Here is a 22,735-nt window from a genome sequence, read left to right on the forward strand (position 1 = left end):
CAGTAGGTAAAGAGAAAGCCCTAGAAGCAATCCAAACAGCGTCAGAAACTAAGATTGCCTCAATTGATAAGAACGCTAAATTGTCAGACGATGAAAAAGCAGCAGCGAAATCTGAAGTAGCGAAAGCCGCCATCGCAGCCGTAAAAGCTATCAATGAAGCGAAAGATCAAGATGGTGTAGACGGTGCTCAAACTACAGGAGTTAAAGCAATTGAAGCAGTAACTTCAGTAGGTAAAGAGAAAGCCCTAGAAGCAATCCAAACAGCGTCAGAAACTAAGATTGCCTCAATTGATAAGAACGCTAAATTGTCAGACGATGAAAAAGCAGCAGCGAAATCTGAAGTAGCGAAAGCAGCCATCGCAGCCGTAAAAGCTATCAATGAAGCGAAAGATCAAGATGGTGTAGACGGTGCTCAAACTACAGGAGTTAAAGCAATTGAAGCAGTAACTTCAGTAGGTAAAGAGAAAGCCCTAGAAGCAATCCAAACAGCGTCAGAAACTAAGATTGCCTCAATTGATAAGAACGCTAAATTGTCAGACGATGAAAAAGCAGCAGCGAAATCTGAAGTAGCGAAAGCCGCCATCGCAGCTGTAAAAGCTATCAATGAAGCGAAAGATCAAGATGGTGTAGACGGTGCTCAAACTACAGGAGTTAAAGCAATTGAAGCAGTAACTCCAGTAGGCAAAGAGAAAGCACTAGAAGCCATCCAAACAGCGTCAGAAGCTAAGATTGCCTCAATTGATAAGAATGCTAAATTGTCAGATGATGAAAAAGCAGCAGCGAAAGCCGAAGTAGCGCAAGCCGCTATCGCAGCCGTTAACGCTATCAATGAAGCGAAAGATCAAGAAGGCGTAGATGCCGCTCAAACTACAGGAGTTAAAGCAATTGAAGCAGTAACTCCAGTAGGTAAAGAGAAAGCCCTAGAAGCCATCCAAACAGCGTCAGAAGCTAAGATTGCCTCAATTGATAAGAATGCTAAATTATCCGACGATAAAAAAGCCGCAGCGAAAGCCGAAGTAGCGCAAGCAGCTATCGCAGCCGTAAATGCTATTAATGAGGCGAAAGATCAAGAAGGCGTAGATGGCGCTCAAACTGCAGGAGTTAAAGCAATTGAAGCAGTAACTCCAGTAGGTAAAGAGAAAGCACTAGAAGCCATCCAAACAGCGTCAGAAGCTAAGATTGCCTCAATTGATAAGAATGCTAAATTGTCAGATGATGAAAAAGCAGCAGCGAAAGCCGAAGTAGCGAAAGCCGCTATCGCAGCCGTAAATGCTATTAATGAGGCGAAAGATCAAGAAGGCGTAGATGGCGCTCAAACTGCAGGAGTTAAAGCAATTGAAGCAGTAACTCCAGTAGGTAAAGAGAAAGCACTAGAAGCCATCCAAACAGCGTCAGAAGCTAAGATTGCCTCAATTGATAAGAACGCTAAATTATCCGACGATGAAAAAGCCGCAGCGAAAGCCGAAGTAGCGCAAGCAGCCCTCGCAGCCGTTAATGCTATCAATGAAGCGAAAGATCAAGATGGTGTAGATGCCGCTCAAACTGCAGGAGTTAAAGCAATTGAAGCAGTAACTCCAGTAGGTAAAGAGAAAGCACTAGAAGCCATCCAAACAGCGTCAGAAGCTAAGATTGCCTCAATTGATAAGAATGCTAAATTATCCGACGATGAAAAAGCCGCAGCGAAAGCCGAAGTAGCGCAAGCAGCTATCGCAGCCGTAAATGCTATCAATGAAGCGAAAGATCAAGATGGTGTAGATGCCGCTCAAACTACAGGAGTTAAAGCAATTGAAGCAGTAACTCCAGTAGGCAAAGAGAAAGCACTAGAAGCCATCCAAACAGCGTCAGAAACTAAGATTGCCTCAATTGATAAGAATGCTAAATTATCCGACGATGAAAAAGCCGCAGCGAAAGCCGAAGTAGCGCAAGCAGCTATCGCAGCCGTAAATGCTATCAATGAAGCGAAAGATCAAGATGGTGTAGATGCCGCTCAAACTACAGGAGTTAAAGCAATTGAAGCAGTAAATCCAGTAGGTACAAGCAGTACAAATAGCGCAGGAAACGGTATTACACCACCAACTGTAGAAGTCCCAGCTTATACAGAACCAGTAGGCACAAGTAGTACAGATGGTGAAGGTAATGTTATTATTCCACCAACAGCAGAAGTTCCAGCCTATACAGATCCAGTAGGCACAAGTAGCACGGATGGCTCAGGCAATGTCATTACTCCACCAACTGTAGAGATTCCAGCCTACACAGATCCAGTAGGAACAAGCAGTGCAGATGGCTCAGGCAATGTCATTACTCCACCAACTGTAGAGATTCCAGCCTACACAGATCCAGTAGGAACAAGCAGTGCAGATGGCTCAGGCAATGTCATTACGCCACCAACATTAGAAGTGCCAGCCTACACAGATCCAGTAGGTACCAGCAGTACAGATGGCGATGGTAACGTTATTACCCCACCAACTGTCGAAGTGCCAGCGTATACAGATCCAGTAGGCACCAGCAGTACAGATGGCGAAGGTAATGTCATTACGCCACCGACTGTCGAAGTTCCAGCTTACACAGATCCAGTAGGTACAAGTAATACAGATGGCGATGGTAACGTTATTACCCCACCGACTGTCGAAGTGCCAGCGTATACAGATCCAGTAGGCACAAGTAGTACGGATGGCGCAGGCAACGTTATTACACCACCAACAGCAGAAGTCCCAGCCTATACAGAACCAGTAGGCACAAGCAGTACAGCTGGTGACGGCAACGTAGTTACGCCACCAACAGCAGAAGTCCCAGCCTATACAGGTAGTGTGAATGGTATTTCAGAAGAAATGCCAGCTCAGCCACATAAGGACGGCAGTGCTAATGAAATGTCAGATGGAACTCCAGTATCTGAAACTACAATAAATAAAGATCGACAACTTCCAAATACTGGTACAGCAGACTCTACAGTAGCTATGGTAGCAGCTGCAGCAAGTGCAGTACTTGGACTTGGTCTTGCAGGCCGTCGTCGTAAAGAAGACGAAGAAGCATAATTTATATATGAGTTAATCTAATCTTTTAGTAAAATCTGTATTTGATTTTATAGCTTATATAGAATTCCTTAAAAAATCTCCTAGTAGTCCATTGATTACTAGGAGATTATTTGTTAATTATGGCATAGTAAAATGAAACGGGAATAGTACGAAATAAATTCTTAATTATTGATAGAAATTTAATTTTATAGTAGATTGAAATTACTATAGTATATAACTTCTGCTAAAGTATTTCTAGAAATTAATTTGATTTCCCTAATAAATTTGTTCATATCTTATTTCAACTCACTATAATTCCCCAATCAATTCGCCTATACTTTATTTCGATTTACTATACTTTTCTTCTATAATTAAAAATACAATTATTAATTTTTTCGAATAATATAGAAAAGGAGGGAAATCATGTTTGTTGCGAGAGATGCTAGGGGACAGTTGGTAAATGTGTTAGAGAATAAGCTTGAGAAGCAAGCATACACCTGCCCAGCTTGTGGAGGTCAGCTCCGTTTGCGTCAAGGATCAAGTGTCCGAACCCATTTTGCCCACAAATCCTTAAAAGACTGTGAGTATTCCTCTGAAAATGAAAGTCCAGAACATCTGGCAAATAAAGAATCCCTTTATCACTGGTTGAAAAAAGAGGCAGAGGTACAATTAGAATACCCGTTTCCAGAGCTTAAACAGATTGCGGATGTATTTGTAAATGGTAATCTAGCTTTAGAAGTCCAGTGTAGTCCCTTACCACAAAAACTTCTTAAGGAGCGTAGTGAGGGTTATCGTAGTCAAGGTTACCAAGTACTGTGGTTGCTGGGACAAAAACTTTGGCTCAAGGAGCGATTGACTCGTCTACAAGAAGGTTTTCTTTATTTCAGTCAAAATATGGGCTTTTATGTTTGGGAAATAGACAAGGAAAAACAGCTTTTAAGACTCAAATACCTGATTCACCAAGATCTCCGAGGTAAACTCCATTATCAGATTAAGGAATTTCCCTATGGACAAGATAGTCTACTGGAGATATTACGTCTCCCCTATAAGAAACAAAAAATATCTCATTTTACAGTTTTTCAAGATAAGGATATCTGTCGCTATATCCGACAACAACTGTATTATCAAAATCCCATTTGGATGAAAGAACAAGCAGAAGCCTATCAAAAGGGAGAGAATATCCTGACTTATGAGCTAAAAGCATGGTATCCCCAAATTAGACCACTAGTGGGCAAATTTTTCCAGATTGAACAAGACTTGAATAGCTATTATCAGCATTTTTACACCTATTATCAAGAAAATCCTCAAAATGATTGGCAAAAGCTTTATCCACCAGCCTTTTATCAGCAATATTTCTTGAAAAATATGGTAGAATAGAAAGGATAGAGGAATCTAATGGTATTACAAAGAAATGAAATAAATGAAAAAGATACATGGGATCTATCAACGATCTATCCAACTGATCAGGCTTGGGAAGAAGCCTTAAAAGATTTAACAGAACAATTGGAGACAGTAGCCCAGTATGAAGGCCATCTCCTAGATAGTGCGGATAGCCTACTCGAAATCACTGAATTTTCTCTTGAGATGGAACGCCAGATGGAGAAGCTTTACGTTTATGCTCATATGAAGAACGATCAGGACACGCGTGAAGCCAAGTACCAAGAGTACTATGCCAAGGCCATGACTCTCTATAGCCAGCTAGACCAAGCCTTTTCATTCTATGAGCCTGAATTTATGGAAATTAGCGAAAAGCAGTATGCTGACTTTTTAGAAGCTCAACCAAAATTGCAGGTTTATCAACACTATTTTGACAAGCTTTTACAAGGCAAGGATCACGTTCTTTCACAACGCGAAGAAGAATTATTGGCTGGCGCTGGAGAAATCTTTGGTTCGGCAAGTGAAACCTTCGCTATCTTGGACAATGCGGATATTGTTTTCCCTTATGTTCTTGACGATGATGGTAAGGAAGTGCAGCTCTCTCATGGAACTTACACACGTTTGATGGAGTCTAAAAATCGTGAGGTGCGCCGTGGTGCCTATCAAGCCCTTTATGCGACTTACGAACAATTCCAACATACTTATGCCAAAACCTTGCAAACCAATGTTAAGGTGCAAAACTACCGAGCAAAAGTTCGCAACTATAAGAGTGCTCGTCATGCAGCCCTAGCGGCGAATTTTGTTCCAGAGAGTGTTTATGACAATTTGGTAGCAGCAGTTCGCAAGCATTTGCCCCTCTTGCATCGTTACCTTGAGCTTCGTTCAAAGATTTTGGGGATTTCAGACCTCAAGATGTACGATGTCTACACACCGCTTTCATCTGTTGAATACAGTTTTACCTACCAAGAAGCCTTGAAAAAGGCAGAAGATGCCTTGGCAGTCTTGGGTGAGGATTACTTGAGCCGTGTTAAACGTGCCTTCAGTGAGCGTTGGATTGATGTTTACGAAAATCAAGGCAAGCGTTCAGGTGCCTATTCTGGTGGTTCTTACGATACCAATGCCTTTATGCTCCTCAACTGGCAGGACAATCTAGACAATCTTTTTACACTTGTTCATGAAACAGGACACAGTATGCATTCAAGCTATACGCGTGAAACTCAGCCTTATGTTTACGGAGATTATTCTATCTTCTTGGCTGAAATTGCCTCAACTACCAATGAAAATATCTTGACGGAGAAATTATTGGAAGAAGTGGAAGACGACGCAACGCGCTTTGCTATTCTCAATAACTTCCTAGATGGTTTCCGTGGAACAGTTTTCCGCCAAACTCAATTTGCCGAGTTTGAACACGCTATTCACCAAGCGGATCAAAATGGGGAAGTCTTGACAAGCGATTTCCTAAATAAACTCTACGCAAACTTGAACCAAGAGTATTATGGTTTGAGTAAGGAAGACAATCCTGAAATCCAATACGAGTGGGCCCGCATCCCACACTTCTACTATAACTATTATGTATATCAATATTCAACAGGCTTTGCGGCCGCCTCAGCCCTGGCTGAAAAAATTGTCCATGGTAGTCAAGAAGACCGTGAGCGCTATATCGACTACCTCAAGGCAGGTAAATCTGACTATCCACTTAATGTCATGAGAAAAGCTGGTGTTGATATGGAGAAGGAAGACTATCTCAACGATGCCTTTGCAGTCTTTGAACGTCGTTTGAATGAGTTTGAAGCCCTTGTTGAAAAATTGGGATTGGCATAAGATGGTTGAATCGTATAGTAAAAATGCTAACCATAACATGCGTCGTCCTGTTGTCAAAGAAGAAATTGTTGACTTGATGCGCCAGCGTCAAAAGCAAATCACAGGATCCCTGAAAGAATTGGAAGACTTTGCTCGTAAGGAAAATATTCCCATCATCCCCCATGAAACGGTAGCTTATTTCCGTTTTCTCATGGAAACTATGCAACCTAAAAATATTCTGGAAATTGGGACGGCTATCGGTTTTTCAGCTCTCTTGATGTCAGAACATGCGCCAGATGCCAAAATTACAACCATTGACCGCAATCCAGAAATGATTGGTTTTGCCAAGGAAAATTTTGCCCAGTTTGACAGTCGTAAGCAAATCACGCTTTTAGAAGGAGATGCGGTAGATGTCTTATCTACCTTGACAGAGTCTTATGATTTTGTCTTTATGGATTCTGCTAAGTCTAAATACATCGCCTTTCTGCCAGAGATCCTCAAACACTTGGAAGTTGGTGGAGTGGTTGTCTTGGATGATATTTTCCAAGGTGGTGATGTTGCCAAGGATATCATGGAAGTTCGTCGAGGTCAGCGAACCATTTACAGAGGACTTCAAAGACTGTTTGATGCAACCTTAGACAATCCAGGACTCACAGCAACATTAGTACCTCTGGGGGACGGAATTCTCATGCTTCGTAAAAATGTAGCAGATGTTCAACTGCCTGAAAGCGAATGATTTTCAGAAAAATTTAAGAAAATATAGTAAAATAGATAGGGTAACACTTATCTCAAAGGAGTAGACATGAAGAAAAAACTATTGGCAGGTGCCATTACACTATTATCAGTAGCAACTTTAGCAGCTTGTTCGAAAGGTTCAGAAGGAGCAGACCTTATCAGCATGAAAGGAGATGTTATCACTGAACATCAGTTTTATGAGCAAGTGAAAAGTAATCCTTCAGCCCAACAAGTCTTGTTGAACTTGACCATCCAAAAAGTATTTGAGAAACAATACGGTTCAGAAGTAGATGAAAAAGAAGTCAACGACACTATTGCAGAAGAAGAAAAACAATATGGTGAGAACTACCAACGTGTCTTGTCACAAGCAGGAATGACCCTTGAAACACGTAAAGCTCAAATTCGTACAAGTAAATTAGTTGAGTTGGCAGTTAAAAAAGCAGCAGAAGCTGAATTGACAGATGATGCTTATAAGAAGGCCTTTGACGAGTACACTCCAGATGTAACGGCTCAAATCATCCGTTTGGACAATGAAGACAAGGCCAAAGAAATTCTTGAAAAAGCCAAAGCTAGTGATGCAGACTTTGCTCAATTAGCCAAAGATAATTCAACAGATGAGAAAACGAAAGCGAATGGTGGAGAAATCACCTTTGATTCTGCTTCAACAGAAGTACCAGAACAAGTTAAAAAAGCTGCTTTTGCTTTAGATGTAAATGGTGTTTCTGATGTCATCACAGCCACTGGCACACAAGCCTACAGCAGCCAATATTACATTGTAAAAGTCACTAAGAAAACAGAAAAATCATCTAATATCGATAACTACAAAGAAAAATTAAAAACTGTTATCTTGACTCAAAAACAAAATGATTCAACATTTGTTCAAAGTATTATCGGAAAAGAATTGCAAGCAGCCAATATCAAGGTTAAAGACCAAGCCTTCCAAAATATCTTTACCCAATATATCGGTGGTGGAGATTCAAGCTCAAGCAGTTCATCAAAAGAATAAAACAGAAAAGGGCCAAGTGCTCTTTTTCTTATGACAAAAATGGTCTATCTGATGGATAAGAGTTTTTTTCTTTCGGAAAAAATGGTATAATAGCAATCAAAACTAGAAAACAAACGGAATTTGGGAAGCAATTGTGTTGTTCTCATTAGATTGGTGATACTATGAAGATTAGTAAGAGGCACCTATTAAACTATTCTATTCTAGTTCCTTACTTACTGTTATCTATTTTGGGCTTGATTGTGGTTTATTCGACAACCAGTGCTATTTTAATTCAAGAAGGCCAAAGTGCACTGCAATTGGTCCGAAGTCAGGGACTATTTTGGATATTTAGTTTGGTACTGATTGCCTTGATATATAAGTTGAAACTGAATTTTTTAAGAAACGAACGTCTTTTATTTATCGTTATGTTCGTTGAGCTGATTCTATTAGCTTTGGCTCGTTTGATTGGTATTCCGGTCAATGGAGCCTATGGCTGGATTTCAGTAGGACCTTTGACTATTCAGCCAGCCGAATATTTGAAAATTATTATTATTTGGTATTTAGCAAACAGATTTTCTAAACAACAAGAGGATATCGCTATTTATGACTTCCAAGTTTTGACACAAAATCAGTGGCTTCCTCGTGCTTTTAATGATTGGCGTTTTGTCCTCTTTGTACTGATTGGCAGCCTTGCTATTTTCCCAGATTTGGGGAATGCTACTATTCTAGCATTGGTAGCTTTGATTATGTATACAGTTAGTGGAATCGCTTATAGATGGTTTCTTGCTTTTTTTGGAATTTTAGTTGGAATTTCTGCCTTATCCTTATCACTTATTTCTTTTATAGGAGTTGATAAGTTTTCAAAAGTTCCAGTATTTGGATATGTAGCCAAGCGTTTCAGTGCTTATTTTAATCCCTTTGCTGATTTGGCAGGAGCAGGCCACCAACTTGCAAATTCCTACTTTGCCATGGTCAATGGTGGTTGGTTTGGTCTAGGTTTAGGAAATTCAATCGAAAAACGTGGCTATCTACCAGAAGCCCATACAGACTTTGTATTTTCAATTGTCATTGAAGAGTTTGGATTTGTGGGTGCCAGCTTGATTTTAGCACTTGTCTTTTTCCTCATTTTGCGAATTATCCTAGTAGGAATTCGTGCTAAGAATCCCTTTAATTCCATGATGGCGATTGGAGTTGGGGGGATGATGTTGGTACAGGTCTTTGTTAATATCGGTGGAATTTCTGGTATTATTCCTTCAACAGGGGTTACCTTCCCCTTCTTATCGCAAGGAGGGAACAGTCTCCTAGTCTTATCTGTAGCCATCGCCTTTGTCTTAAATATTGATGCAAGTGAAAAACGTGCCCAATTGTATGAGGAGTTAGAAGCTCACTCATCAAACTATATGTAGAGCTGATAGTGGAAAGGATTGCCTATGTCTCTTCAAAAATTAGAAAACTATAGTAATAAAGCTGTCGTGCAAGAAGAAGTATTGATTTTAACAGAATTGTTAGAAGATATTACTAAAAATATGCTTGCTCCAGAAACTTTTGAAAAAATCATGCAGTTGAAGGAATTATCAACTCAAGAAGATTATCAAGGCTTGAACCAATTGGTTACTAGCCTTACAAATGATGAAATGGCTTATATTTCACGCTATTTCTCTATCTTGCCTCTCTTGATTAATATTTCAGAAGACGTGGATTTGGCCTATGAAATCAACCATCAAAATAATATAGATCAAGATTATCTTGGTAAATTATCAGCAACGATTAAAATGGTTGCAGAAAAAGAAAATGCGGTTGAAATTTTAGAACATTTGAATGTTGTCCCTGTTTTGACAGCCCATCCAACACAAGTGCAACGTAAGAGTATGCTGGATTTGACTAACCATATCCACACCCTCTTGCGTAAGTACCGTGATGTGAAATTAGGCTTGATTAATAAGGAAAAATGGCATAATGATCTCCGTCGTTACATTGAGATTATCATGCAGACAGACATGATTCGTGAAAAGAAATTGAAAGTTACCAATGAAATCACGAATGTTATGGAATACTACAATAGTTCATTCCTGAAAGCTGTTCCTCATTTGACTGCTGAGTACAAGCGCCTGGCTAAAAAACATGGCTTGGAGTTGAAACATCCTAAACCAATTACCATGGGAATGTGGATTGGTGGAGACCGTGATGGGAATCCCTTTGTTACAGCAGATACCTTGAAACAATCTGCCATGACTCAGTGTGAAGTCATCATGAACTACTATGATGAAAAGATTTACCAGCTCTATCGTGAATTCTCCCTCTCAACTAGTATTGTCAATGTGAGCAAGCAAGTCAGAGAAATGGCTCGTCAGTCTAAGGATAACTCGATTTATCGTGAAAAAGAGCTATACCGCCGTGCCTTGTTTGATATTCAATCAAAAATCCAAGCAACAAAAACTTATCTCATTGAAGATAAGGAAGTTGGAGCTCGCTATGAAACAGCCAATGATTTTTATAAGGATTTAATTACCATCCGTGATTCCCTCTTGGAAAATAAGGGTGAAGCACTGATTTCTGGTGATTTTGTTGAGCTGATTCAGGCAGTTGAAATTTTTGGTTTCTATTTGGCATCTATTGACATGCGTCAAGATTCTAGTGTTCATGAAGCCTGTGTAGCTGAACTCTTGAAATCAGCAGGAATTCATTCGCATTATAGTGAACTAAGTGAAGAAGAAAAATGCCAGCTTCTTTTGAAAGAATTGGAGGAAGATCCACGTATTCTTTCTGCCACTCATGTTGAAAAATCAGAGTTACTTGAAAAAGAATTGGCCATCTTTAAAGCTGCTCGTAAGTTGAAAGATAAGTTGGGGGATGATGTTATTCGTCAGACTATCATTTCACATGCAACCAGTGTATCTGACATGCTGGAATTAGCTATCTTGCTAAAAGAAGTAGGCTTAGTGGATAAAGAAAGAGCTCGTGTCCAAATTGTTCCTCTCTTTGAAACAATCGAGGACTTGGACCACTCAGAAGAAACCATGAGAGAATACCTTTCTCTTGGTCTGGCTAAGAAATGGATTGCTTCACGTAATAATTATCAAGAAATCATGCTTGGTTATTCGGATAGTAATAAAGATGGTGGTTACTTATCATCATGTTGGACCCTTTACAAGGCTCAACAACAATTGACTGCTATTGGAGATGAATTTGGCGTTAAGGTAACCTTCTTCCATGGTCGTGGTGGGACTGTCGGTCGTGGTGGTGGACCAACCTATGAAGCTATCACCTCCCAACCGCTTAAGTCTATCAAGGATCGTATCCGTTTGACGGAGCAGGGGGAAGTAATTGGGAATAAATACGGTAACAAAGACGCAGCTTACTATAACCTTGAAATGCTAGTATCTGCAGCCATTAACCGTATGATTACTCAGAAGAAGAGTGATACCAATACATCCAATCGTTACGAAGCCATTATGGATCAAGTGGTGGACCGTAGTTACGATATTTACCGTGATTTGGTTTTTGGTAATGACCATTTCTATGATTATTTCTTTGAGTCAAGTCCAATTAAGGCTATTTCAAGCTTTAATATCGGTTCACGTCCAGCCGCTCGTAAGACAATCACTGAAATTGGTGGTTTGCGTGCCATTCCATGGGTGTTCTCATGGTCGCAAAGTCGTGTTATGTTCCCTGGCTGGTATGGAGTTGGTTCAAGCTTCAAAGAATTCATCGATAAAAATCCAGAGAATATCGCTATCCTACGAGATATGTACCAAAATTGGCCATTTTTCCAATCGCTTCTTTCAAATGTTGATATGGTCTTGTCAAAATCAAATATGAACATTGCTTTTGAATATGCCAAACTGTGTGAGGATGAAGAAGTAAAAGCAATCTATGAGACTATTTTAAATGAATGGCAAGTTACCAAGGAAGTTATCTTGGCTATCGAAGGTTACGATGAACTCTTGGCTGAAAATCCATATCTAAAAGCAAGTTTGGATTATCGTATGCCTTACTTTAATATTCTTAACTACATCCAGTTGGAGTTGATTAAACGTCAACGCCGAGGAGAATTATCAAGCGATCAAGAAAAATTAATCCATACAACCATCAACGGAATTGCGACAGGTCTTCGTAATTCAGGCTGATACCTATCAAACTTCCTCTTTTCTATAGGGGAAGTTTTTGGATATTTCAAAAAAATGCCAAAAGAGTCTTGACAAGTAATTGAAAAATGATATAATTTAACCATTCAGAAAAGTAATCATACAAACTTTTTAGAGAGTCTGTGGTAGCTGAAAACAGATAAGTGATGATGATGAAAATTGGGCTGGATGTTATTTAGAATTTGAAATCATAAAAATTCGGTGAGCACACCTTACAGTGCATCTCGTTATTGCGAGACAGAGCGATAGGGAAATTCCCTATAATTGAGGTGGTACCGCGCATCGACGTCCTCACACAAGTTTTTGTGTGAGGACTTTTTTGATGGAGGTTAGTATGGAAAGAAAACGATGGCGTCGCTTGTTTGTATAAGTGAAGTATTTTAAAGGAAATAAAAAGGAGAAATAGAATGAAAAATAAACGTTTAATTGGAATTATCGCTGCATTAGCAGTCTTAGTAGCAGGAAGCTTGATTTACTCTTCAATGAATAAACCAGAAGCTAAGAATGAAAAGAAAGTTGCCAAAGTTGGTGTCCTTCAGTTTGTGAGCCATCCATCTCTTGACTTGATTTATAAAGGGATTCAAGATGGACTTGCAGAAGAAGGTTATAAAGATGACCAGTTGAAGATTGACTTTATGAACTCAGAAGGTGACCAAAGTAAGGTTGCGACAATGAGTAAACAATTGGTTGCAAACGATAATGACTTGGTAGTTGGTATCGCAACACCAGCTGCTCAAGGTCTGGCTAGTGCAACAAAAGACCTACCTGTTATCATGGCTGCTATTACAGACCCAATCGGTGCGAACTTGGTTAAAGATTTGAAAAAACCAGGTGGCAATATTACAGGGGTATCTGACCACAATCCAGCTCAACAACAAGTTGAACTCATCAAGGCTCTGACACCAAATGTGAAAACTATCGGAGCTCTTTACTCAAGCAGCGAAGACAATTCAAAAACACAGGTAGAAGAATTTAAGGCTTATGCTGAAAAAGCAGGTTTGACAGTAGAAACATTTGCAGTTCCTTCAACAAATGAAATTGCTTCAACAGTTAACGTTATGACTAGCAAGGTTGATGCTATCTGGGTTCCAATTGATAACACTATTGCTTCAGCCTTCTCAACTGTTGTATCAAGCAACCAATCAGCTAAAAAACCAATATACCCAAGTGCAACTGCCATGGTAGAAGCAGGTGGTTTGGCATCCGTTGTAGTTGACCAACATGATCTTGGTGTGGCAACTGGCAAAATGATTGCTCAAGTTTTGAAAGGTGCAAAACCAGCTGATACACCAGTCAATGTCTTTTCAACTGGTAAATCAGTTATCAATAAAAAATTGGCACAAGAGTTAGGTATTACTATTCCTGAGTCTGTTCTCAAAGAAGCAGGACAAGTGATTGAATAATCTAAAATGGAGGAGTTGGGGACATCTCCTCCAATTTTTTACAATAGAAATCATATAGAAAAGGTTAAGAAACAGATGATATTATCTATTATTTCTCAAGGATTTGTCTGGGCTATTTTAGGTCTGGGAATCTTTATGACATTTAGGATTTTAAACTTTCCAGATATGACAACAGAAGGTTCCTTCCCTCTTGGGGGAGCTGTTGCTGTCACTTTGATAACGAAAGGTGTGAATCCTTTTTTAGCAACTCTTATTGCTGTTGGAGCAGGTTGTTTGGCTGGTATGGCAGCAGGACTTCTTTATACAAAAGGGAAGATCCCAACCTTACTCTCAGGGATTTTGGTGATGACTTCCTGTCACTCTATCATGCTCTTGATTATGGGACGCGCCAATTTAGGATTGCTTGGAACCAAGCAAATTCAAGATGCCTTGCCTTTTGATTCAGGTTTGAACCAACTCTTGACAGGTCTTATCTTTGTGAGTATTGTTATTGCTCTCATGCTCTTTTTCTTGGACACTAAACTCGGACAAGCTTACATTGCTACAGGTGACAATCCTGATATGGCTAGAAGTTTCGGGATTCATACTGGACGCATGGAGCTCATGGGCTTGGTCTTATCAAATGGTGTGATTGCCCTTGCAGGAGCTCTCATTGCCCAGCAAGAAGGGTATGCCGATGTATCTCGAGGAATCGGGGTTATCGTTGTGGGGCTTGCAAGTTTGATTATTGGAGAAGTTATCTTCAAGAGTTTGAGCTTGGCAGAACGTCTGGTTACCATCGTTGTAGGTTCTATCGCTTATCAATTCTTAGTGTGGGCAGTTATTGCGCTTGGCTTTAATACAAGTTACCTTCGTTTGTACAGCGCCGTGATTTTAGCAGTCTGCCTCATGATTCCAACATTTAAGCAAACCATCTTGAAAGGAGCCAAGTTAAGCAAATGACAGCCATTGTAGAATTAAAAAATGCAACCAAAGTCGTTAAAAATGGCTTTGATGAAGAAAAGATTATTTTAAATGATGTTTCCTTAGAAATTTTTGAACAGGATTTTATCACGATTTTAGGTGGAAATGGTGCTGGGAAATCAACCCTCTTTAACACTATTGCAGGAACTTTGTCATTAACCAGTGGAACTATTCGTATTTTGGGTGAAGATGTTACCAAGTTTTCACCAGAGAAGCGGGCTAAGTATCTGTCTCGAGTCTTCCAAGATCCCAAGATGGGGACAGCTCCTCGTATGACGGTGGCTGAAAATCTTTTGATTGCCAAGTTTCGTGGTGAAAAGCGTGGACTGTTTCCGAGACGTCTGGCTAGCTATAAGGATGAATTTCAGGCAACCATTGAAAAAGTAGGGAATGGTCTTGAGAAACACTTGAATACGCCAATTGAGTTCTTATCAGGTGGGCAAAGACAGGCTTTGAGTCTCTTGATGGCAACCTTGAAGCGTCCTGAATTACTCTTGTTAGACGAGCATACTGCAGCCCTTGATCCAAAGACCAGTGTGGCCTTGATGGAATTGACAGATGAATTTGTCAAGAAAGATCAGTTGACAGCTCTTATGATTACCCACCATATGGAAGATGCTCTTAAGTATGGCAATCGCTTGATTGTCATGAAAGAAGGACGGGTTATCCAAGATTTGAAACAAGAAGAAAAAGCAAAAATGAAAATCTCTGATTATTATCAACTCTTTGAATAAAGTAGGGAAAATGAGTGAAATGGTTTACTTTTTTTCTGAAATAAAGTATACTATATAAAGTAAACTATGATAACATGGAGGTATTGTGTATGGTTGACAAACAAGTCATTGAAGAAATCAAAAACAATGCCAACATTGTGGAAGTCATAGGAGATGTGATTTCTTTACAAAAGGCAGGACGGAACTATCTAGGGCTCTGTCCTTTTCATGGTGAAAAAACACCTTCTTTCAACGTTGTAGAGGACAAGCAGTTTTATCACTGTTTTGGTTGTGGTCGCTCGGGTGATGTCTTTAAGTTCATCGAGGAGTACCAAGGGGTTCCCTTTATGGAGGCTGTCCAAATCTTAGGTCAGCGTGTTGGGATAGAGGTGGAAAAACCGCTTTATAGTGAGCAGAGGCCAGCCTCGCCTCACCAAGCTCTTTATGATATGCACGAAGATGCTGCCAAATTTTATCATGCTATTCTCATGACAACAACCATGGGGGAGGAGGCCAGAAACTACCTTTATCAGCGTGGTTTGACAGATGAAGTGCTCAAACATTTTCGGATTGGTTTAGCACCTCCAGAACGAAACTATCTCTACCAGCGTTTGTCTGGTCAGTATCGTGAAGAGGATTTCCTAGATTCAGGGCTATTTTACCTCTCAGATGCTAATCAATTTGTAGACACCTTTCACAATCGCATCATGTTTCCCCTGACAAATGATCAGGGAAAGGTTATTGCCTTCTCAGGTCGTATCTGGCAGAAAACGGATTCACAAACTTCTAAGTATAAAAATAGCCGATCAACTGCAATTTTTAACAAAAGTTACGAATTATATCATATGGATAGGGCAAAAAAATCTTCTGGAAAAGCCAGTGAGATTTACCTGATGGAAGGATTCATGGATGTCATTGCAGCCTATCGGGCTGGAATCGAAAACGCTGTCGCATCTATGGGAACAGCCTTGAGTCGAGAGCATGTTGAGCATCTGAAAAGGTTAACCAAGAAGTTGGTTCTGGTATACGATGGCGATAAGGCTGGGCAAGCTGCGACATTGAAAGCACTGGATGAAATTGGTGATATACCTGTGCAAATTGTCAGCATGCCTGATAACTTGGATCCAGATGAGTATCTACAAAAAAATGGTCCAGAAGACTTGGCCTATCTATTAACGAAAACTCGTATTAGTCCGATTGAGTTTTACATTCACCAGTACAAACCTGAAAATAGTGAAAATTTGCAGGCTCAGATTGAGTTTATTGAAAAAATAGCTCCCTTGATTGTTCAAGAAAAATCTATTACTGCTCAAAACAGCTATATACATATTTTAGCTGACAGTCTGGCGTCCTTTGATTATGCCCAGATTGAGCAGATTGTTAATGAGAGTCGTCAGGCACAAAGGCAGAATCGCATGGAAGGTATTTCCAGACCGACGTCAATCACTATGCCTGTCACCAAGCAGTTATCAGCTATTATGAGAGCAGAAGCTCATCTACTTTATCGAATGATGGAATCTCCTCTTGTTTTGAACGATTACCGTTTAAGGGAAGACTTTGCATTTGACACACCTGAATTTCAGGTCTTATATGACTTGCTTGGCCAGTATGGAAATCTTCCTCCGGAAGTTTTAGCAGAACAGACAGATGAAGTTGAAAGAGCTTGGTACCAAGTCTTAGCTCAGGATTTGCCTGCTGAGATGTCACCTCAGGAACTTAGTGAAGTAGAAATGACTCGAAACAAGGCTCTCTTGAATCAGGACAATATGAGAATCAAAAAGAAGGTGCAGGAAGCGAGCCATGTAGGAGATACAGACACAGCCCTAGAAGAATTGGAACGTTTAATTTCCCAAAAGAGAAGAATGGAGTAATAATGGCAACAAAACAAAAAGAAGTAACAACATTTGATGTACAAGTAGCAGAATTTATCCGTAATCATAAACAAAAAGGGACAGCAACTGATGATGAAATTAATGCAAGTCTGGTGATTCCTTTTACCTTGGATGCTGATGGGATTGAGGATCTCTTGCAACGGATTCAGGATGCAGGGATTTCTATCACAGATAACGAAGGAAATCCAAGTGCACGTGTTCTTAGCACTGAAGAAGAACCAGAACTTAGCGATGAGGATTTGATTGGTTCAACTTCTGCTAAGGTCAATGACCCTGTCCGTATGTACTTGAAAGAGATTGGTGTCGTTCCTCTCTTGACCAATGAAGAGGAAAAAGAATTGGCACTGGCTGTTGAAGCTGGCGATATCGAAGCCAAACAACGTCTTGCGGAAGCCAACCTTCGTTTGGTGGTTTCTATTGCCAAACGCTATGTTGGTCGTGGTATGCAGTTTCTTGACTTGATTCAAGAAGGGAACATGGGCTTGATGAAGGCGGTTGACAAGTTTGACTATTCTAAAGGGTTCAAGTTTTCAACTTATGCAACTTGGTGGATTCGTCAGGCCATCACTCGTGCTATTGCGGATCAAGCTCGTACCATCCGTATCCCAGTCCACATGGTTGAAACCATCAATAAATTGGTTCGTGAACAGCGTAACCTCCTTCAAGAATTGGGTCAAGACCCAACACCAGAGCAAATCGCTGAACGTATGGATATGACTCCTGACAAAGTGCGTGAAATCTTGAAGATTGCCCAAGAACCAGTATCTCTTGAAACACCAATCGGTGAAGAAGATGATAGCCATCTTGGAGACTTTATTGAAGATGAAGTGATTGAAAATCCAGTGGACTATACGACTCGTATCGTCTTACGTGAGCAGTTGGATGAGGTCTTGGATACTCTTACAGATCGTGAAGAAAATGTCCTACGTCTACGTTTTGGACTAGATGATGGTAAAATGCGTACCCTTGAAGATGTGGGTAAAGTCTTTAACGTGACTCGCGAGCGTATCCGTCAGATTGAAGCTAAGGCTTTGAGAAAACTACGTCAACCAAGTCGCAGCAAACCGCTTCGTGATTTTATTGAAGACTAAGAGTGAGGATAAATATGGCTTATACAGAAGAGCAAATTGAAAACATCAAAACACGAATTTTATTAGCCTTGGAAGAAGTCATCGACCCTGAGTTGGGAATCGATATTGTAAATCTTGGTTTAATTTATGAGATTCGTTTTGACGGTGACACAGGGCAAACAGAGATTGATATGACTTTGACAACTATGGGTTGTCCCCTAGCTGACCTTTTGACAGACCAGATTTATGATGCCATGACAGAGGTGCCAGAAGTAACGGATACTGAGGTCAAATTAGTATGGTATCCAGCCTGGACCGTTGAAAAAATGAGTCGCTATGCACGCATTGCCCTAGGCATTAAGTAAACATATAAAAGCATGTGAGAGACAGTTGGAAAAGTGAGGAAATTTCCCCCTCTTTTCCTCCAGTCTCTCCTTTCTTTTGCTGATTTTATTCAAAGAAAATGATATAATAGTAGTTATGGAAAAAAAGAAATTACGCATCAATATGTTGAGTTCAAGTGAGAAAGTAGCAGGACAAGGAGTTTCAGGTGCTTACCGTGAATTAGTTCGTCTTCTTCACCGTGATGCCAAGGATCAATTGATTGTTACAGAAAATCTTCCAATCGAGGCAGATGTGACTCACTTTCATACGATTGATTTCCCCTACTATTTATCAACATTCCAAAAGAAACGCTCAGGGAGAAAAATTGGCTATGTGCATTTCTTGCCTGATACACTTGAGGGGAGTTTGAAAATTCCATTTTTCTTAAAGGGAATTGTCAAACGTTATGTATTTTCTTTTTACAACCGGATGGAGCACTTGGTTGTGGTCAATCCTATGTTTATTGAGGATTTGGTGGCAGCTGGTATTCCACGTGAAAAAGTGACCTATATTCCTAACTTTGTCAACAAGGAAAAATGGCATCCTCTACCACAAGAAGAGATAGTCAGACTGCGAACAGAGCTAGGTCTTAGTGATAATCAGTTTATCGTAGTAGGTGCTGGTCAAGTTCAGAAACGTAAAGGGATTGATGACTTTATCCGTCTGGCTGAGGAATTGCCTCAGATTACCTTTATCTGGGCTGGTGGTTTCTCTTTTGGTGGTATGACAGATGGTTATGAACGCTATAAGAAAATTATGGACAATCCCCCTCAAAATTTAATGTTTCCAGGTATTGTATCGCCAGAGCGTATGCGTGAATTGTATGCCCTTGCGGACCTTTTCTTGTTACCTAGTTACAATGAGCTCTTTCCTATGACTATTTTAGAGGCGGCTAGTTGCGAGGCTCCTATTATGTTGCGTGATTTGGATCTCTATAAGGTGATTTTAGAGGGAAATTATCGGGCGACAGCAGATAGAGAAGAGATGAAAGAGGCTATTTTAGAATATCAAGCAAATCCTGCTGCCTTAAAAGACCTCAAAGAAAAAGCTAAGAATATTTCTAGAGAGTATTCTGAAGAGCATCTGTTACAAATCTGGTTGGACTTTTATGAGAAACAAGCCACTTTAGGGAGAAAATAAAAAGTGAGGTAATCTATGCGAATTGGTTTATTTACAGATACCTATTTTCCTCAGGTTTCTGGTGTTGCGACCAGTATTCGAACTCTGAAAACAGAACTTGAAAAGCAGGGACATATTGTTTTTATCTTTACGACGACGGATAAGGATGTCAATCGCTATGAAGATTGGCAAATTATCCGTATTCCAAGTGTTCCCTTCTTTGCTTTTAAGGATCGCCGCTTTGCCTACCGAGGATTTAGCAAGGCGCTTGAAATTGCCAAACAGTATCAACTGGATGTTATCCATACTCAGACAGAATTTTCTCTTGGCTTGTTGGGGATTTGGATTGCGCGTGAATTGGAAATTCCCGTCATTCATACCTATCACACCCAGTATGAAGACTATGTCCATTATATTGCCAAGGGGATGTTGATTCGTCCTAGTATGGTCAAGTATCTGGTTAGAGGTTTCTTGCATGATGTGGATGGGGTTATTTGCCCGAGTGAGATTGTCCGTGACTTGCTATCTGACTATAAGGTCAAGGTTGAAAAGCGGGTCATTCCAACTGGAATTGAATTAGCTAAGTTTGATCGTCCGGAAATCAAGCAGGAAAATTTGACAGAACTGCGTAGTAAACTAGGGATTCAAGATGATGAAAAGATGTTGCTTAGCCTTTCCAGAATTTCCTATGAAAAAAATATTCAAGCAGTATTAGCAGCCTTTGCAGAAGTTCTGAGAGAGGAAGACAAGGTGAAACTGGTGATAGCTGGGGATGGGCCTTATCTGGATGATCTTAAAGAGCAAGCCCAGAAACTAGAGATTCAAGACTCGGTCATCTTTACAGGGATGATTGCTCCTAGTGAGACAGCTCTTTATTATAAGGCGGCGGATTTCTTCATCTCGGCATCGACAAGTGAAACCCAAGGCTTGACCTACTTGGAAAGTTTGGCTAGTGGGACACCTGTCATTGCACATGGAAATCCTTATCTGGACAATCTTATCAGTGATAAAATGTTTGGAACCTTGTACTATGGAGAACATGATTTGGCTGGTGCTATTTTGGAAGCCCTGATTGCAACACCAGACATGAATGAGCATACTTTATCAGAGAAATTGTATGAGATTTCAGCTGAGAACTTTGGGAAACGAGTACATGAGTTTTATCTGGATGCTATTATTTCAAATAATTTCGAGAAAGATTTAGCTAAAGATGATACTGTTAGTCAGCGTATCTTTAAGACAGTTTTGTATCTTCCACAGCAGGTGGTTGCTGTGCCCGTAAAAGGCTCTAGACGAATGCTGAAGGCTTCAAAAACACAGTTGATCAGCATAAGAGATTATTGGAAAGACCATGAAGAATAGAAAGAGGAACAGAATGAAAAAACAATTAATGAGAAGCGGTCGTGATAAAAAGATTGCTGGTGTTTGTGCTGGGGTAACCCATTATTTTGATATGGATCCTACTATTGTTCGCGTAATATGGGGTGTTCTTGCTTTTGGTTATGGAGCAGGAGTTGTAGCTTATATCATTTTATGGATTATTGCGCCAGAAGCAAGTGACTATTGAAAACTAGCTAAATTCATGCTAAGATAATAGAAAATAGAATGTAACGAAGGAGAGAAAAATGGCATTTGGAGATAATGGAAATCGTAAAAAAACTATGTTTGAGAAAATAACCTTGTTTATCGTACTTATCATGCTAGTAGCAAGTTTATTGGGAATTTTTGCAACTGCAATTGGTGCCCTCAGTAATCTATAAAATAGATTCAAGAAAATTTAGTGACTGGGATTTCCCAGCCCTTTTTTAAAGTGAGAAGAAAAAATGAGTATGTTTTTAGATACAGCTAAGATTAAGGTCAAGGCTGGTAATGGTGGCGATGGTATGGTTGCCTTTCGCCGTGAAAAATATGTCCCTAATGGCGGTCCTTGGGGCGGTGATGGTGGTCGTGGAGGCAATGTCGTCTTCGTTGTAGATGAAGGTCTACGTACCCTCATGGATTTCCGCTACAATCGTCATTTTAAGGCTGATTCTGGTGAAAAAGGAATGACCAAAGGAATGCATGGTCGTGGTGCAGAAGACCTCAGAGTTCGAGTACCACAAGGTACGACTGTTCGTGATGCGGAGACAGGCAAGGTCTTGACAGATTTGATTGAACACGGTCAAGAATTTATTGTAGCTCACGGTGGTCGTGGTGGACGTGGAAATATTCGCTTTGCGACTCCAAAAAATCCTGCACCGGAAATCTCTGAAAATGGAGAACCAGGTCAGGAACGTGAGTTACAATTGGAACTAAAAATCTTAGCAGATGTTGGTTTAGTTGGATTCCCATCTGTAGGGAAATCAACACTTTTAAGTGTTATCACATCTGCTAAACCTAAAATTGGTGCCTACCACTTTACCACTATTGTGCCAAATTTAGGAATGGTTCGTACCCAATCGGGTGAATCTTTTGCAGTAGCTGATCTACCAGGATTGATTGAAGGTGCTAGTCAAGGTGTTGGTTTGGGAACTCAGTTCCTCCGTCATATTGAGCGTACACGTGTCATCCTTCACATCATTGATATGTCAGCTAGCGAAGGTCGTGATCCTTATGAGGATTATCTGGCCATTAACAAGGAGTTGGAGTCATATAATCTTCGTCTCATGGAGCGTCCACAGATTATTGTAGCTAATAAGATGGATATGCCTGAGAGTCAGGAAAATCTTGTAGAATTCAAGAAGAAATTAGCTACAAACTATGATGAATTTGAAGAGTTACCAGCAATCTTCCCAATTTCTGGTTTGACTAAGCAAGGTCTGGCAACGCTATTGGATGCTACAGCTGAATTGTTAGACAAAACACCAGAATTCTTGCTCTACGACGAGTCCGATATGGAAGAAGAAGCTTACTATGGATTTGACGAGGAAGAGAAAGCCTTTGAAATTAGCCGTGATGACGATGCGACATGGGTACTTTCTGGTGAAAAACTAATGAAACTCTTTAATATGACCAACTTTGATCGTGACGAATCAGTCATGAAATTTGCCCGTCAGCTTCGTGGTATGGGGGTTGATGAAGCCCTTCGTACGCGTGGTGCTAAGGATGGGGACTTGGTCCGCATTGGCAAATTTGAGTTTGAATTTGTAGACTAGGAGA

The 22,735-nt window shown here is 40.2% G+C and carries 18 protein-coding genes and 1 other annotated feature; all 18 genes read left to right on the forward strand.

Annotated features, from left to right (window positions below):
- A partial coding sequence (locus tag FJR73_RS08550) for a DUF1542 domain-containing protein (protein ID WP_140834475.1) occupies positions 1–3,032 on the forward strand: 3,032 nt, incomplete at its 5' end.
- A 402-nt stretch (positions 3,033–3,434) separates the two neighbouring features.
- Positions 3,435–4,388 carry a competence protein CoiA gene (locus FJR73_RS08555; RefSeq protein ID WP_140834477.1) on the forward strand — a complete coding sequence of 318 codons (954 nt, stop codon included), beginning with the start codon at positions 3,435–3,437 and terminating at the stop codon, positions 4,386–4,388.
- An 18-nt stretch (positions 4,389–4,406) separates the two neighbouring features.
- Entirely contained in the window at positions 4,407–6,209 is a 1,803-nt protein-coding gene (gene pepF / locus FJR73_RS08560; RefSeq protein WP_000244150.1) for an oligoendopeptidase F, read from the forward strand.
- A 1-nt stretch (position 6,210) separates the two neighbouring features.
- Positions 6,211–6,924, forward strand: coding sequence for an O-methyltransferase (locus FJR73_RS08565; protein ID WP_140834479.1), 714 nt, complete (start codon positions 6,211–6,213; stop codon positions 6,922–6,924).
- 66 nt (positions 6,925–6,990) lie between these two features.
- A complete protein-coding gene (gene prsA / locus FJR73_RS08570) occupies positions 6,991–7,929 on the forward strand; it encodes a peptidylprolyl isomerase PrsA (protein ID WP_000727948.1) in 939 nt (312 codons plus the stop codon).
- A gap of 161 nt (positions 7,930–8,090) precedes the next feature.
- A complete protein-coding gene (gene ftsW, locus FJR73_RS08575; RefSeq protein ID WP_140834481.1) occupies positions 8,091–9,314 on the forward strand; it encodes a cell division peptidoglycan polymerase FtsW in 1,224 nt (407 codons plus the stop codon).
- Positions 9,315–9,338: 24 nt separating this feature from the next.
- Positions 9,339–12,035 carry a phosphoenolpyruvate carboxylase gene (gene ppc / locus FJR73_RS08580; protein ID WP_140834483.1) on the forward strand — a complete coding sequence of 899 codons (2,697 nt, stop codon included), beginning with the start codon at positions 9,339–9,341 and terminating at the stop codon, positions 12,033–12,035.
- 96 nt (positions 12,036–12,131) lie between these two features.
- Positions 12,132–12,349 (forward strand) — a binding site (T-box leader).
- Positions 12,350–12,460: 111 nt separating this feature from the next.
- Positions 12,461–13,456 (forward strand): tryptophan ABC transporter substrate-binding protein, encoded by a 996-nt coding sequence (trpX, locus tag FJR73_RS08585; RefSeq protein ID WP_084929849.1) that lies wholly within the window; start codon positions 12,461–12,463, stop codon positions 13,454–13,456.
- A gap of 75 nt (positions 13,457–13,531) precedes the next feature.
- Positions 13,532–14,398 carry an ABC transporter permease gene (locus FJR73_RS08590; RefSeq protein WP_140834485.1) on the forward strand — a complete coding sequence of 289 codons (867 nt, stop codon included), beginning with the start codon at positions 13,532–13,534 and terminating at the stop codon, positions 14,396–14,398.
- A complete protein-coding gene (locus FJR73_RS08595; RefSeq protein WP_033680485.1) occupies positions 14,395–15,153 on the forward strand; it encodes an ABC transporter ATP-binding protein in 759 nt (252 codons plus the stop codon). Before FJR73_RS08590 ends, FJR73_RS08595 begins: the two co-directional genes overlap by 4 nt.
- A gap of 89 nt (positions 15,154–15,242) precedes the next feature.
- The gene (gene dnaG / locus FJR73_RS08600) at positions 15,243–17,003 is read left to right on the forward strand and encodes a DNA primase (protein ID WP_140834487.1); all 1,761 of its coding nucleotides are present in this window, start codon (positions 15,243–15,245) and stop codon (positions 17,001–17,003) included.
- A gap of 2 nt (positions 17,004–17,005) precedes the next feature.
- Positions 17,006–18,115, forward strand: coding sequence for an RNA polymerase sigma factor RpoD (rpoD, locus tag FJR73_RS08605; protein WP_000201903.1), 1,110 nt, complete (start codon positions 17,006–17,008; stop codon positions 18,113–18,115).
- 14 nt (positions 18,116–18,129) lie between these two features.
- Positions 18,130–18,459 (forward strand): metal-sulfur cluster assembly factor, encoded by a 330-nt coding sequence (locus FJR73_RS08610; protein WP_140834489.1) that lies wholly within the window; start codon positions 18,130–18,132, stop codon positions 18,457–18,459.
- Between the two features lie 115 nt (positions 18,460–18,574).
- Entirely contained in the window at positions 18,575–19,618 is a 1,044-nt protein-coding gene (cpoA, locus tag FJR73_RS08615) for an alpha-galactosylglucosyldiacylglycerol synthase (RefSeq protein WP_181146631.1), read from the forward strand.
- Positions 19,619–19,633: 15 nt separating this feature from the next.
- A complete protein-coding gene (locus tag FJR73_RS08620; protein WP_140834491.1) occupies positions 19,634–20,959 on the forward strand; it encodes a glycosyltransferase family 4 protein in 1,326 nt (441 codons plus the stop codon).
- A 28-nt stretch (positions 20,960–20,987) separates the two neighbouring features.
- Positions 20,988–21,164, forward strand: coding sequence for a PspC domain-containing protein (locus FJR73_RS08625; protein ID WP_140834529.1), 177 nt, complete (start codon positions 20,988–20,990; stop codon positions 21,162–21,164).
- A gap of 58 nt (positions 21,165–21,222) precedes the next feature.
- Positions 21,223–21,357, forward strand: a complete 135-nt coding sequence (locus FJR73_RS08630; protein WP_000863862.1) for a DUF4044 domain-containing protein — start codon at positions 21,223–21,225, stop codon at positions 21,355–21,357.
- A 63-nt stretch (positions 21,358–21,420) separates the two neighbouring features.
- Positions 21,421–22,731, forward strand: a complete 1,311-nt coding sequence (gene obgE, locus FJR73_RS08635) for a GTPase ObgE (RefSeq protein ID WP_125451266.1) — start codon at positions 21,421–21,423, stop codon at positions 22,729–22,731.
- The last annotated feature ends 4 nt before the right edge of the window (positions 22,732–22,735 follow it).

The organism is Streptococcus sp. D2 (assembly GCF_006385825.1).
GTDB classification, from domain to species: domain Bacteria; phylum Bacillota; class Bacilli; order Lactobacillales; family Streptococcaceae; genus Streptococcus; species Streptococcus shenyangsis.

What these genes read in the sequence shown, in the direction of transcription:
- FJR73_RS08555 (WP_140834477.1), top strand. Translation starts at nt 3,435, where the DNA reads ATGTTTGTTGCGAGAGATGCTAGGGGACAGTTGGTAAATGTGTTAGAG.
- pepF (WP_000244150.1), top strand. Translation starts at nt 4,407, where the DNA reads ATGGTATTACAAAGAAATGAAATAAATGAAAAAGATACATGGGATCTA.
- FJR73_RS08565 (WP_140834479.1), top strand. Translation starts at nt 6,211, where the DNA reads ATGGTTGAATCGTATAGTAAAAATGCTAACCATAACATGCGTCGTCCT.
- prsA (WP_000727948.1), top strand. Translation starts at nt 6,991, where the DNA reads ATGAAGAAAAAACTATTGGCAGGTGCCATTACACTATTATCAGTAGCA.
- ftsW (WP_140834481.1), top strand. Translation starts at nt 8,091, where the DNA reads ATGAAGATTAGTAAGAGGCACCTATTAAACTATTCTATTCTAGTTCCT.
- ppc (WP_140834483.1), top strand. Translation starts at nt 9,339, where the DNA reads ATGTCTCTTCAAAAATTAGAAAACTATAGTAATAAAGCTGTCGTGCAA.
- trpX (WP_084929849.1), top strand. Translation starts at nt 12,461, where the DNA reads ATGAAAAATAAACGTTTAATTGGAATTATCGCTGCATTAGCAGTCTTA.
- FJR73_RS08590 (WP_140834485.1), top strand. Translation starts at nt 13,532, where the DNA reads ATGATATTATCTATTATTTCTCAAGGATTTGTCTGGGCTATTTTAGGT.
- FJR73_RS08595 (WP_033680485.1), top strand. Translation starts at nt 14,395, where the DNA reads ATGACAGCCATTGTAGAATTAAAAAATGCAACCAAAGTCGTTAAAAAT.
- dnaG (WP_140834487.1), top strand. Translation starts at nt 15,243, where the DNA reads ATGGTTGACAAACAAGTCATTGAAGAAATCAAAAACAATGCCAACATT.
- rpoD (WP_000201903.1), top strand. Translation starts at nt 17,006, where the DNA reads ATGGCAACAAAACAAAAAGAAGTAACAACATTTGATGTACAAGTAGCA.
- FJR73_RS08610 (WP_140834489.1), top strand. Translation starts at nt 18,130, where the DNA reads ATGGCTTATACAGAAGAGCAAATTGAAAACATCAAAACACGAATTTTA.
- cpoA (WP_181146631.1), top strand. Translation starts at nt 18,575, where the DNA reads ATGGAAAAAAAGAAATTACGCATCAATATGTTGAGTTCAAGTGAGAAA.
- FJR73_RS08620 (WP_140834491.1), top strand. Translation starts at nt 19,634, where the DNA reads ATGCGAATTGGTTTATTTACAGATACCTATTTTCCTCAGGTTTCTGGT.
- FJR73_RS08625 (WP_140834529.1), top strand. Translation starts at nt 20,988, where the DNA reads ATGAGAAGCGGTCGTGATAAAAAGATTGCTGGTGTTTGTGCTGGGGTA.
- FJR73_RS08630 (WP_000863862.1), top strand. Translation starts at nt 21,223, where the DNA reads ATGGCATTTGGAGATAATGGAAATCGTAAAAAAACTATGTTTGAGAAA.
- obgE (WP_125451266.1), top strand. Translation starts at nt 21,421, where the DNA reads ATGAGTATGTTTTTAGATACAGCTAAGATTAAGGTCAAGGCTGGTAAT.